At 61.7% G+C, this 12448-nt stretch carries 10 protein-coding genes, 1 tRNA gene and 1 pseudogene; 3 read left to right on the forward strand and 9 right to left on the reverse strand.

Annotated elements, in window-relative coordinates; genetic code table 11:
• Positions 1 to 145: 145 nt before the first annotated feature.
• The 6 genes from AC2A1F_RS15780 to AC2A1F_RS15805 form a co-directional block, all read right to left on the reverse strand.
• Positions 146 to 1729 carry an MFS transporter gene (locus AC2A1F_RS15780; protein ID WP_484209738.1) on the reverse strand — a complete coding sequence of 528 codons (1584 nt, stop codon included), beginning with the start codon at positions 1727 to 1729 and terminating at the stop codon, positions 146 to 148.
• Between the two features lie 138 nt (positions 1730 to 1867).
• On the reverse strand, positions 1868 to 2923 hold the full coding sequence (locus tag AC2A1F_RS15785) for an amidohydrolase family protein (protein ID WP_484209739.1): 1056 nt from the start codon (positions 2921 to 2923) through the stop codon (positions 1868 to 1870).
• A 37-nt stretch (positions 2924 to 2960) separates the two neighbouring features.
• Positions 2961 to 3635, reverse strand: coding sequence for a DUF2490 domain-containing protein (locus AC2A1F_RS15790; RefSeq protein WP_484209740.1), 675 nt, complete (start codon positions 3633 to 3635; stop codon positions 2961 to 2963).
• A 90-nt stretch (positions 3636 to 3725) separates the two neighbouring features.
• Positions 3726 to 5156: an NAD-dependent succinate-semialdehyde dehydrogenase gene (locus AC2A1F_RS15795; protein ID WP_484209741.1), complete on the reverse strand. Its 1431-nt coding sequence runs from the start codon at positions 5154 to 5156 to the stop codon at positions 3726 to 3728.
• Positions 5157 to 5217: 61 nt separating this feature from the next.
• Complete coding sequence (locus AC2A1F_RS15800) at positions 5218 to 5958, reverse strand: nuclear transport factor 2 family protein (RefSeq protein ID WP_484209742.1); 741 nt, start codon at positions 5956 to 5958, stop codon at positions 5218 to 5220.
• A gap of 61 nt (positions 5959 to 6019) precedes the next feature.
• Positions 6020 to 7423 carry an MFS transporter gene (locus AC2A1F_RS15805; RefSeq protein WP_484209743.1) on the reverse strand — a complete coding sequence of 468 codons (1404 nt, stop codon included), beginning with the start codon at positions 7421 to 7423 and terminating at the stop codon, positions 6020 to 6022.
• Positions 7424 to 7581: 158 nt separating this feature from the next.
• On the opposite strand from AC2A1F_RS15805, the gene AC2A1F_RS15810 reads away from it, so the two are divergent.
• Complete coding sequence (locus tag AC2A1F_RS15810; RefSeq protein WP_484209744.1) at positions 7582 to 8505, forward strand: SDR family NAD(P)-dependent oxidoreductase; 924 nt, start codon at positions 7582 to 7584, stop codon at positions 8503 to 8505.
• 227 nt (positions 8506 to 8732) lie between these two features.
• On the opposite strand, the gene AC2A1F_RS15815 is transcribed toward AC2A1F_RS15810, so the two are convergent.
• Together AC2A1F_RS15815 and AC2A1F_RS15820 are read right to left on the reverse strand one after the other, a co-directional pair.
• Positions 8733 to 9902 (reverse strand): amino acid aminotransferase, encoded by a 1170-nt coding sequence (locus AC2A1F_RS15815; RefSeq protein WP_484209745.1) that lies wholly within the window; start codon positions 9900 to 9902, stop codon positions 8733 to 8735.
• 129 nt (positions 9903 to 10031) lie between these two features.
• On the reverse strand, positions 10032 to 10832 hold the full coding sequence (locus tag AC2A1F_RS15820; RefSeq protein WP_484209746.1) for a DUF1134 domain-containing protein: 801 nt from the start codon (positions 10830 to 10832) through the stop codon (positions 10032 to 10034).
• A 245-nt stretch (positions 10833 to 11077) separates the two neighbouring features.
• On the opposite strand from AC2A1F_RS15820, the gene AC2A1F_RS15825 reads away from it, so the two are divergent.
• Positions 11078 to 11170 (forward strand) — tRNA-Ser (locus tag AC2A1F_RS15825).
• A gap of 535 nt (positions 11171 to 11705) precedes the next feature.
• Here AC2A1F_RS15825 and AC2A1F_RS15830 read toward each other — a convergent pair.
• Positions 11706 to 11987, reverse strand: a complete 282-nt coding sequence (locus AC2A1F_RS15830) for an ArsR family transcriptional regulator (RefSeq protein WP_484209747.1) — start codon at positions 11985 to 11987, stop codon at positions 11706 to 11708.
• 16 nt (positions 11988 to 12003) lie between these two features.
• Between AC2A1F_RS15830 and AC2A1F_RS15835 the strand changes: the two are divergent.
• A pseudogene (locus AC2A1F_RS15835) lies at positions 12004 to 12189 on the forward strand (IS30 family transposase); the annotation flags it as partial.
• Between the last annotated feature and the right edge of the window lie 259 nt (positions 12190 to 12448).

Raw genomic sequence — 12448 nt, forward strand, 5'->3', positions numbered from 1 at the left:
GAACTGCAGCATTCCTCCCGCGCCTCCGCCCTTCGACAAGCTCAGGATAAACTTCCCGCGCCCCCGCGAAGGCGGGGGCCTCAGGCGGTTTACTGAAGCGTTCCGTAACAACCCTGAGGTCCCCGCCTTCGCGGGGACGCGCGAGTTACGGCGCGGCCCGCTCCAGCAGCGCCGCCTCATCTCGCTCCGCGCGGCGCGCAATCAGCACCATCAGCACAGCAATCGGGATCGCCACCACGTTGATCGAGAGCATCGCGGTGCGCAAAGATCCGGTCGCGTCGGAAAGTAGCCCCACCACATAGGGCCCGATACCCATGCCCAGAATGGTCATCACCAGCAGGTACAGGCTCGCCGTCAGCCCGCGCATCCGAGGCAGCACTTGGTCATACATGATCGCATAGAGCGGGGGCATCCACCCGGTCAGTATGAAGCTGTAGATCATGAACCGCGCGTAGAAGCTGCCGGGATCACCCGCGTAGTAAACCCAGAACGACATGAGCGGCGAAACGCCCATCGCAAACAGCGCGACCCACGCCCGCCCGCCGCCGGGAAAGCGCTGGTTCAGCCAGTCCGACAGCGGCCCCCACACCAGCGGCCCGACAATGCCCATGGCGGCAGACAGCAAGCCGAATTGCAGCGCGGTTTCCTGCATCGTCAGGCCATAGCTGCGGATCAGGAAGCTGGGGTTGAACGCCATCATCCCATAGTTCAGGACCGATTGCAGCGTGCCCACAGCGATGCACATCATCAGCGTGGGCGAACGCGAAATCACGCGAAACGCCTGAGCATCACCCAGTTTCATGCCCTGCATCAGGTTGACGATCACGAACACGCCAAGGCCAATCACGGTCCATTGCAGCGCGTGGGGATTGAGCGAAATCGCGCCGAAAGCCATGGCGGGTTTGGGGCTTATGGCCGTGCTGAGCATCGTCAGCAGCACGGCAGCGGTGGCAATGCCCGCCAGCGCCAGCAGATTGCCGCGCACCATGCCTGCGCTGGCACCCCTGCCCTTCATGCCGATCCAGTGTACCCCCGGCGTAACCGAGCCGAGCAGCGCAAGGCTGGCGCGGAACGGGCGCGGATCGGGTGCCGTATCGATCCCATCCATCTGACCGCGCGTCGGCTCTTTCAGCGTCCACAGAAAAGCGGCAAGCACGAAGCCGGGCGCGGCGGCAACGAGGAAAGCGAATTGCCAGCCTTTCAGGCCCCCCGCAGCGTGATTTGCGTCCCACCATCCGGCGGCCACACCACCCAGAACCAGCGATCCGCCAAGGCCCAGCGCGATGGCCGATGCCATCACCGACATCACAAAGCCGCGCCGGTGCTTTGGCCAGAAGTCATAGAGCAAAGACGTCCCCGCAGGCGCGGTTGCCGCCTCGCCAATCCCCACACCCAGCCGCGAGAGGGCGAGCATCGCAAAGCTGCTGGCAAAGCCGGCAAGACCCGTTGCCGCAGACCAGAACAGCAGGCTGATCGCTAGCAAGCGCGTGCGCACCCAGCCATCGGCCAAGCGCCCTACCGGCAATGAGAACAGCGCGTAAAACAGTGCAAAGACAGTGCCATAGAGCAGCCCCATCTCGGCATCACCGATGTTCAGGTCCTTCTTGATCGCAGGCGCAAGGATCGCCAGAATCTGCCGGTCCAGCAGGCTCATCGCGTTGGTCAGCGCGACGAGGACAAGCGCGTACCATGCGCCGGGGGCAAGGGTACGGCGCTGCTGCGTGGTCATTGGCTCTCCCGTCATCTTGTTCTCAACGCCACCAACAAAAGCCCCTGCTCCCCCGCGAAGGCGGGGGCCTCAGGCGTTTTAAGCAACCGTTCTGTAACACCACCGAGGTCCCCGCCTTCGCGGGGACGCAGCGCTGCTTCAAAGCTTGAACCACTTCTCCGCATTCGTCTGGAAGAACTTCTTCTTCGTTTCTGCGCTCATGTCCATGGAATCCATATCGCGCACTTCCTGCGCCACATATTGATAGGGATAGTCCATCGCATACATCACGCGATCCTCGCCCATCACCTGCTGGCAAAACTTGATCGCAGGTTCCCACGCCATGCCCGAATTGGTGACCAGCACGTTGGTCCGCATATATTCGGCAATGGTCTTTTTCAGCGGCTTCATGCGCTCATAGCGCTGAGACCGCACGCCCGCCTGATGCATGTAATCCAGCCGGTAGAGCCAATAGGGCAGCGCCTCGCCCATGTGGCCGACCATGATCTGCAGGCTCGGGTATTTGTCAAAAATGCCGATGGTGATCAGGCGCAGCAAGTGCATGCCGGTTTCCACCCCGAAGCCGAAGATCGCGCCGTCCAGCCCCGCTTCGAGCATCGGCGCAATCATCGAATCCGGCGGCGTGGCCGGATGGATGTACAGCGGCTGGTCCACATCGACGAGCGCGCGGAAGATCGGGTCGTAGAATTCCTCGTCCAGATAGCGCCCCTGCGTGTGGCTGTTGATCTGGATGCCCTTGAAGCTCAGTTCGGTCGCGCCGCGCCGGATTTCCTGCGCCGACCATTCCGGGTCCTGCGGCGCGACCGTGCCCATGCCGATGAAGCGAGTGGGGTGCTTTTCGCAGGCAGCGGCCAGCGCATCGTTGGCGCGCGTGGCGATGGCCTTGGCCTCGCCTGCATCCAGCAAGGGCTGCACGCCGGGCGATGTCAGCGCCAGGATCGCCTTGTCGATGCCGGTTGCGTCCATATCGGCCAGCCGCCGCTCGCCCAGATCGAGCAGCCGCTCCATGATCTGCATCGCGCGTTCTGAAGGAGATGTGGCGTAAAAGCCCCAGAGCGAGACCATGCCCTTATCCGCCGTCCCTTCGCGGATCATGCGCAGATAGACATCGATGATCTCCTGCGTGGCAAAGGCTTCTTCGGTGGCGATGCGCAAATATCCGCGATCACCGCCGGTGTTCAGGTCATGGGTCAAACAGGCCTCCCTTTGGGCAAGGGCAGCCTGCCGCGCATCAACGCCGAATGTTGAACGACACGCTGCCGATATGATTCATGCGGTCCGGGGCCGCAAAGCGATTGACATATTGCCCGGCATAGCCCGCTTCGAGCGCGATGCCGGGCGCCACCGGGATGCCGATTCCGGCAAAGCCACGGATCTGATCGAACCCGGCGCGCTGGCCCCACGTGGTCGTGTCCAGATTGGCGAAGGGTTCGGTGGTTACGATGGCACCAAAGCCCTTGCCCAGCGGCACATCGACCCGCACCAGACTGCGCAGGCGCCAGCCCATATCTGACCTGCCCACAATGAAGCGCTGTTCCAGCCGGGTGCGGCTGTTGACGGTGACTTTTCCGGGGCCACCGACCAGCCGCACCGACAATTGCTGATAGGCACGGTGTTCGGTCACCGCCGCGCCGTTCAGCGGCTCGACGCGGACCCACGCATATCCGCCGTAGACGCTCACCGCATCGCTGGCCTGATAGCCGAGCGCCGGGCGAAGAAAGAACTGGCTGGGCCGATCCGCGCCATCGGTCAGCCGCATTTGCGCTTCGGCGAAGAGCAGCACGCGCTTGTCGAGGTTGATCGTCGAGAACTGGGCCAGCCAGACCTGTTCGTCCTCCTGCGCGGCCTGAGCGGTCGACAGGGGCAGGATTGCAAGCAGGACACCGGCGGCAAGGTGTCTGAACATGGCAATGTCCGTAAGGGAATCGGGCAGGAGCGCGATGCCTTCCATAGAGCGAGCGCCCCGGATTGGACAACAGGTTCGACACCTTGGCGGTCAGCCTTCGTGCACGGCCTTGGTCACCATGCAGGCCATCACGCCTTCCGGGCCATCCTCTGCCCCGTGGCCCGACCATTTGACCCCGCCAAATGGAGAATCTGCGCCGCCGATCATCGTGGTGTTGATGCCCAGCATGCCGGTTTCGATCTCGCGCGCCAAGCGCTTCTGCCGCGCCGCGCTATCGGTCCAGGCATAGGCGGCAAGGCCATAGGGCAGGCGATTGGCCTCGGCGATCATCGCCTCTTCACCGCGATAAGGATTGATCATCACCACCGGGCCGAACGGCTCTTCGTTCATGATATCGGCGTCCAATGGCACATCGGACAGGACGCTGGGCGCATAGAAATACCCGGAGTTGCCGATCCGCTCACCGCCTGTGTGCAATGTCGCGCCGCGCGACTTGGCATCGGCTATCAGCCGGTCCATCGCTTCGGGGCGGCGGGGATTGGCCATCGGCCCCATCTGCACGCCGTCTTCAAGCCCGTTGCCGACCCTGATCTTCCCGGCCCGGTCCACAAAGCCATCGCGGAAGCGTTCGAACACGTTCTCTTCCACGATAAAGCGCGTAGGGCTTACGCAGACTTGGCCCGCATTGCGGAACTTGGAGGCGACCATGATATCGAGCGCCTTGTCGATATCGGCATCGCCGAACACCAGCACTGGCCCATGCCCGCCCAGCTCCATCGTGGTGCGCAGCATGTTATCCGCCGCCAGCCGCATCAGGTGCTTCCCGACCACGGTGGACCCGGTGAACGACAGCTTGCGGATGACCGGAGAGCCGAGCAGATGGCGGCTGACTTCATCGGGCACGCCGAATACCGCCTGCGCAACTTGGGCGGGCAAACCGGCGTCCAGCAGGCACTGAAGCACGCCCAAGGCCGATGCAGGCGTCTCTTCCGCCGCCTTGAGGATCACCGAACAGCCCGCAGCAATCGGCGCGCCCAGCTTTCGCCCCGGATTGCCGAGCGGGAAGTTCCACGGCGCAAATGCGGCGACCGGGCCGACCGGTTCATGGCTCACCGTGCTGCGCTGCCCCGCCGGGCGCACCAGCGTGCGGCCATAAAGGCGGAACACTTCGCCTGCGTAAAAATTGAACAGGCCGACGTTCATCATCACTTCGATGCGCGCTTCTGGCAGAGTCTTGCCCTCTTCCATCACCGCGATGCGCGCCAGATCCTCCTGCCGCTCCAGCATCAGCCGCGCTGCACCTTGCAGCACGGCAGCGCGCTGTTGCGGCGTGCTGCCTCGCCAGATACGAAAGCCTTCGGCAGCCACTTCCAGCGCGCGGTCGAGATCAGCCGCCTTGGCCAGCGGCAATTCACCAATGGTCTCGCCCGTGGCCGGATTGACGACCCCGTGGGTGCGGCGTCCGCCACCGCTCACGCGCTGGCCATCAATGATCATGTGAAGCGAAGGATACTGGGTCATCTCTGTTCCATCAGGTTTGCGGGCAGGTGCCGGGAGGTGGGAGGCACCTGCCCGCAAGCTGTTAGCCGCGCGCGTTCTCGCGGTCGATATCGCCCTGCCAGCGCTGCGGAATCATTTCCTCGCCGGTCACCGGGTGCTTCATGTGGAAGGCATTGACCTTGTGCGTCGGCCACAGCCAGTGACCTTCGAGCAGTTCGTCGGGGCCTGTCGGATCTTCGGGGAAGGTCACCTTGGGAAACGGCACATATTCATGCGGCGTGTTGGCCCAGCCGGATTCAAAATCACCATGCCAGATCGGCATGTAGTTCAGGATATGCATACGCCATACGCCGTCCACCTTCTTGTAGGTGTTCTCGTAGATGCCACCTTCCCACCACTGGCGCGCCTTCAGGTGCGGGGCATCGCCTTCATAATCCTTATGGCGTCCGGCCTGCATCATCGAACGCGCGCGGCCCAGCGCGGTTACGCCATCGGGCTGGATGTTGATGATGTCCTGCATCTGCGGATGATCGAGCAGGAAGCCATCGATTGGGCCATTGTTGCCATAAGTGAAACGCTTCTGGAAGCGTTCGACATAGAGGCGGCGCACGCCTTCCTTGCCTTTCCACACCCCGCCGAAGAAGCGCACTTCGCCATCGTCGGTCCACAGGTCCACCGTCTCGTTATACATACACTTGTCGATCAGGTAGCCATAGAGGTGCTGCAGCTTGCGGATGTCCAGCTCGTCCTCGCGGACGGTCAGGCGCTTCTCAAGGTCGTTCAGGCGCGCTTCGAGCGCGGCAATCTGGTTATCGTCAGACACGTCCAGCTCCCATGTTATTTAGTTTGTGTTACTAACTAAATGCGTGATGCAATCTGGCCTGTCAACGCCCAAGCGCTTCCAGCCGCTCAACTTCTTCGCGATAGGGCTTGATCGCCCTGAACATCAGGAAGGTGGCCAGCGGCATCAGCACGCAGGCGGTAATCAGCAACGCCTTCCACAATTGTGCTGGATCGCCGATCACCACATCCTGCACTTTGCCCACCACATAGCTGCCCATCGCGCCGAAGAAGGTGAACATGAACAGGTAGAATGCCGTCACCTGTCCGCGCATGTCATTGGGCGCCACGCGCTGAACCGCAGCGTTCTGCGGTACAGCTCCTGCGATACCGAACATGCCCGAAAAGCCGAACAGGATCAGCGAACCCCACGCGGTCGGCATCAGGATGGCGGCGATGGTGCAAACGGTAACGCCCGCAAAGCAGCACGTGGCCGCCCGCACATTGGCGTCCTTGTAGCGCTTGGCCAGCCATTCCACCAAGATTCCGCCCAGCAGCAACCCTGAAAGCGATGCCACCAGAATCGTCCCGCCCAGCGCCGCACCGATCTGCCCTTCATTCCAGCCGAAGGTGCGGATCATGAAAGGCACGCGCCAGAATTGCAGGCCAAACGTCTCCACCGCGCTGAGCGCCAATGCGCCGAACAGCGGGTAGTAGACGCGCGGCTTGGCATTGATCGCGCGGAAGGCGTCAAGCCCCATGAAAGTCGCTACGCTGCGCCAGAAACCGCCGCCGGTCACAACCTGCGGCGCATCTGCCACCGGGGCCATCCGCATCGGCTCCTTCACAGTCAGGAACAGCAGCGCCACAAGCAACGATGGCAGCCCCATGAAAATCAGGATCCACTGCCAGCCCAGGATCGTGAGCGGCCCCAGTTGCGTCGCGCCCCAGCCTGCGGTTGCCATGACCAGCATCCCGCCTATCAGGGGCCCCAACGTGGTCCCGCCGATGAAGCCGAATTGCAGCAGCGCGAAAGCCCGCGTCAGCTTCTTGGGCGGAAAAGCATCAGCCAGCAGCGAATAGGACGATGGCGCATGGGCCGATCCGCCTGCTGCCAGAAACACGCGGCTGCCCACGAACTGCCCGAAGCTTTGCGCAAGGCCGCCCGCAGCGATGATCACACCAACCAGCGCTGCCCCTGCCCCCAGCACATATTTGCGCGGATAGATATCGGCCAAGCGCGCCAAAGGAATGCCAACGAAGAAATAGCAGATGATGCTGGCAGGCCCGGCCAGAAAGCCCAGTTGCGAGTCGGTGAGCCCGAAATCGCGCTTTATCCGCTCGGCCAGCATGCCGAACGTGACCGCATCGAAGAACGTCAGGAACGTGGCCAGCACGATCACGAACAGCGCCCAGTAGGCTGAGCCGCTTGACGGCCATTCGCGCTCCATCACCATATTCGCTTCGGGACTCGCCCCAGAATCCATGTGCGCGACAACACCTGCCATGACGTTTCCTCTCTTGCCGCACCTGCCCATTCCCGGACTTTTTGCAGCGTCGATATTGTTAGTCTTGCATACAATTCCCGGCTGGTGAATACCAAGCGTGAAAAATGATTCCCGGCAGCGGTATCAGCATGCCGGGGCAGACACTTGAGGAGAGGCCAATGCAAAATCTGCCGGGCAAGACGGCGTTCGTGACAGGTGGAGCCAGCGGGATCGGGCTTGGCATTGCCAAAGCCCTGCTGGGCGCGGGCATGAATGTGACCATCGCCGATATCCGTCAGGACCACCTCGATTCGGCGGTGGAAGAACTGGCAGGCGGTGACCGCGTGCTGGCCGTGAAACTGGACGTCACCAACCGCGCGCAATTCGCAGAAGTTGCCGATGCGGTTGAGGCCCGATTCGGTAAGATTCACTTGCTGGTCAACAATGCCGGGGTTGCCGTTGTCGGCCCGACAGAACTTGCGACTTATGCCGATTGGGACTGGGTCATGGGTGTGAACCTTGGCGGCTCGATCAACGGCATCGTCACCATGCTCCCGCGCATTCTGGCGCACGGCGAAGGTGGGCACATCGTATGCACCGCATCGATGAGCGCACTGGTGCCAGTGGGCATGACCACGATCTATTCATCGGGCAAGGCCGCCGTCACATCGATGATGGAATGCATGCGTCCCGAACTGGAATCACGTGGCGTGATCTGCAGCGCCTTTTGCCCCGGTGCGGTGCAATCGAACATCGCCGATGCCGCCAAGACCCGGCCCGCAGACCTTGCCGACACCGGCTATGCCGAGGCGGACAAACGCCGTGCATCAGGCGGCAACTTCATGCACCTGTATCAGACCAAGGAGCAGGTGGGCGAACGCGTGCTGGAAGGCATCCTCAATGACGAACTCTACATCCTGACTCACGCCGAATTCCTCACCGGCGTGGAAGAACGCGGCCTTGCCACCACGGCAGCGGTGCAGACGCATCTGCCGGAGAACCCGGAGTACAAGCAGACCTTCGCGATGCTGTTCCGCAATCCTGCAATCACCGAGGAGATCGCGCGGCAGGGCAGGTTGAAGGAAGCGCGCGAGGCAAGCTGATGCCTGGCGTCCCCGCCCTTCGGCTGGCTGGCAAGCCAGCCGCTCAGGATAAACTGCCCGCAGGGCAGGCGGGGACCTCGGTGTTGTTACAGAAGGGGTGTTGCAAGCGCCGGTGGTTACGCAACGGTGGTTTAAACGGCCTGAGGCCCCCGCCTTCCGGCTTTGCCGGAAGTTTACCCTGAGTTCATCGAAGGGCGGGGGCGCACAGCCCTAGATTGCAGCGTGCCTTAAGCCACGTCGCGCAGCGCCTCGACGAACTGGTCGATATTGCCCGTGGTCAGCCCCGCAATGTTGATGCGGCCCGACCCTGCCATATAGACCCCGTGCTTCTCACGGATCGCCAAGATCTGCTCAGCCTTCAGCGGCAGCATCGAGAACAGTCCGTTTTGCACACCCAGCGGCGCCATGTTGATCGGCCCCACCTGTAGCGCAGCGGCCAGACGATCGCGCACCCAGCGCATCCGGTCGCGCATGTCATCAAGCTCTGCCAGCCACATCGCGGTCAACGCTTCATCGGCAAGGATCAGACGCACTGCAGCCGCACCATGATCGGGCGGCATCGACCACGATGCGCGCGCAATCGTTGCGCCATTGGCCATGGCATTTGCCAGCGCGGTCGCATCTGACGTCACCGCATAGAACGCGCCGACGCGATCACGATAAAGCCCGAAGTTCTTGTCACACGAATAGGCGACCAGAGCCTCTGGCACCACCGACAGCACCTTGCGCAGGCCATAGGCATCGGCTTCCATGCCCGCGCCGAGGCCCTGATAGGCAAGGTCCATCAGCGGCAGCACCTTGCGCTCTGCCAACAGCGGCGCAATTTCGTCCCACTGCGCTTCGGTATAGTCCACGCCCGTAGGGTTGTGGCAGCAGCCGTGCAGCAGCACCGCATCGCCCGGTTCTGCCTGCGCCAGCGCGCCCTTCAGCGCGTCAAGATCGGCAAAGCCATCGGCGGTCATGTGGCTGAATGTCTTCAGCTCAACGCCCACTGCCGCAACGATCTGCGCATGGTTGGGCCACGAAGGCGTGCCCATCCAGATGCGCTTCACGCCCGAACGCTTGGCCACTTCCACCGCCAGCCGCACCGCGCCGGTGCCGCCGGGCGCCTGCATGCCTTCCACGGTAGAACGGTCAAAGTCCTTGCCGAACACATAAGGAATCAGCGCGTGGACAAAGCCCATGTCGCCTTCGGGGCCAAGATAGGCCTTCGAGCCTTGCGTTTCGAGCAGCTGCGCTTCGGCCGCCTTTATCGCCTTGAACACCGGCGTATCGCCTTCGGAAGTGCGGTAAACGCCCACGCCAAGGTCAATCTTGTCAGCGCGCGGATCGGCATTGTGAAGCTTGATCAGCGCCAGCAGAGCATCGGCGGGCTGTGCGGCAAGGTTCTCGAGCATGGGCTTAGGCCTTCCATTGCGGGTAGCAAACGCGGCGGCTCCATGCCGCCGGAACACTTCAGGAGCAAGCCCCGCATTGCGAATATAAGGGCGGTGACGCCAATTTCGGTGGGAAGTTGCGAAAACGCCTCAGAACGGGAACCAGTTCTGCTTGCGCGAGAACTTCATGTAGCCGCCATTGACGCCAAGCCGCAGCCCCGCCCCTGACCGCACCGGGATCAGCACTTTGTCGCCCTTGCGCATATAGCTGACGTGGAACCCGCCAATCAGATAGGCTTGGCCCTCACCCGCAGCAAACCGCGTATACAACTCGTTGCTGTCATAGAGGTTATAGACCAGCACGAACGTGCTGGCGGCATTGGCCCCGGCATCAAAGCCGATCGAAGGCCCGGTCCAATATACCGGAAGCTCGCCCTCAACCTTATGATGCAGCGTGCCCGAACCATACCGGACGCCGACCACCAGCGCACCGCCAGCCTCTCGCCCGACGATATAGGCATTGGGCTCACCCTGCTTTTTCAGCAGATCCTTGATCACATCGGCAAGGCCCGCAGCCCCTTTGCCAAACACGCCCTCGGCTGCGCCGATCAGATCATCTTCCTTGTAGGACGCAGCGCCAGCCGACGGCGAGGCCGCAGGCGCAGGCCCCGCTGGTAGCATATCCGCAGGCTGGCCGTTCACGGGCGGGACATAAGGCGCGCCTGCGGGCGGAGGCGCTGGCTGATCTGCGGGCAAAGCAGGAAGCGTGCCCACTTCTGATCCGGCAGGCTTGGCCACAGGGGCAGGAGGCGCAGAACCCGGCGCGATCAGATCTCCGTCAATCACCGCATTGGGATCAACCGTTTGAACTTGCGCGGCGACGGGATTGCCAGCCCACACCAGCATCGCTGCCAGAGCAGACGCAAACATCCGGTTTTTGAGTCGTTTCATCAGCCTGATACCCATCCCGTCATTCCGCACGCCTGTTGCCGCCCTTCAGCGGACCATGTGCGAAACTGTCCAATCTCCAACAGAATCGAACGATGCGTTGCCGACAATGAACGGGCGATGAGTCGAGTCAGAAACACGGCCAAGCGCCGATTTGTGCGGAAAGTCGCCTGATGCTGATTTTTGCCACCCAAGCCCTTGCCGCCCCCCATGACCCTCGCTATAGCCCCGCTTCGCCGCTGCGATCCGGAGACGTGGGTGAGTGGCTGAAACCAACGGTTTGCTAAACCGTCGTACTGGTAAATCCGGTACCGAGGGTTCGAATCCCTCCGTCTCCGCCACTGCACCTTGATTTTCTTTGCTAAAATTTAAGCAAGGCCCTTGGTTCCCATAATCGCTCCCCGATAGCGCGCTTGCTTAAAGCTGGACACCACGGGACAATTCCGCTCGGAAGGCGCTGGCCGCACCTCCCTGCCGAAGTGGATTCCATGACGGTCATTCAAGAGGGGATCGCATTCAGGCGGCGACGCCAAAAGCTGTGAACAGGGGCACACCCTACGCAGTTACACTGCTGAAGTACGGGGAAAAACACCGTAAAATCAGTGCGTGAGATGCTGGGGCTGCTCGGCAGCGGGTATGCCGTTGAAGGCCATATGGTCCCCGCAAACGACCGGAACTCCGCGACTTTCGGCCCCGGTTTTGATATGGGCGATGGCCATATGTCCCCACGCGGCGAAAGCCCGGGCGCCGGGCACTTCTCGATGGCAACTTTGCGCGGCGCAAGCTACCGTTGCGCGAGAGCGAATACTGCATCTGGGATTCTGCCCCAATGATATATCGACTGACCCCACCTTGATATTGGCAGCCGTCTCCAAATTACTGTGACTGCCCTTTTGCAAAACTACGGTCATCACGCGATGAAATGCGCCAATCCCGAGAGGATGCCTCGCGTTCCAGCGCATCGACCGATGATAGCTCTGCACTTTCGCGCTTCAGGGGGCGCGAAACCGGGCACACTTCCTGCACATAGGAATCCAGCGTGTTGACCAAATTGTCTGGAATCAGACGGTGGATCACGAACTGGCCACGTTTTTCACTGGCTATTAAACCTGCATTCTCGAGAATGGAAAGGTGCTGGGAGACGGCGGGCTTTGACATCGAAAATCGCGCGGCAAGCGTCGAGAACAGCAACGGCCGTATCCGCCGATTTCTGTCGCTTGATACTGACATCGCCGCACTGCCCGATTCTGATCTGGCAGCTATTACCCAGAGGCTCAGCAACACGCCGCGCAAGTGCCTCGGATTTCGAACACCAACCGAGGTCGTTGGAGAGCAAATCAACGCTCTGATAGCGACGTGAACTTTGTTGCCGTGGGTGGGGCTCGCCCCACCCACGGCAAAATGCTACACTCCGATCGGACATTCGCACTTCAAATAGAAAGCACACAAGGGTAAAATCGACGCGTGGCGAAGGGTCAAAAACGAATAACGGCCTCACACCTCGCTCAGTCGGAAGTCGGCAGATGAAGGCCGGAGGCTAACATTGAGTCCCGGGTGCGAAAATGGTTCACGGTCAAGGGGTTGGCCTATGCAGCACTCAGTACTGAATATATATGTCA

This window comes from Novosphingobium sp. HNCC26BN242 (assembly GCF_057180525.1).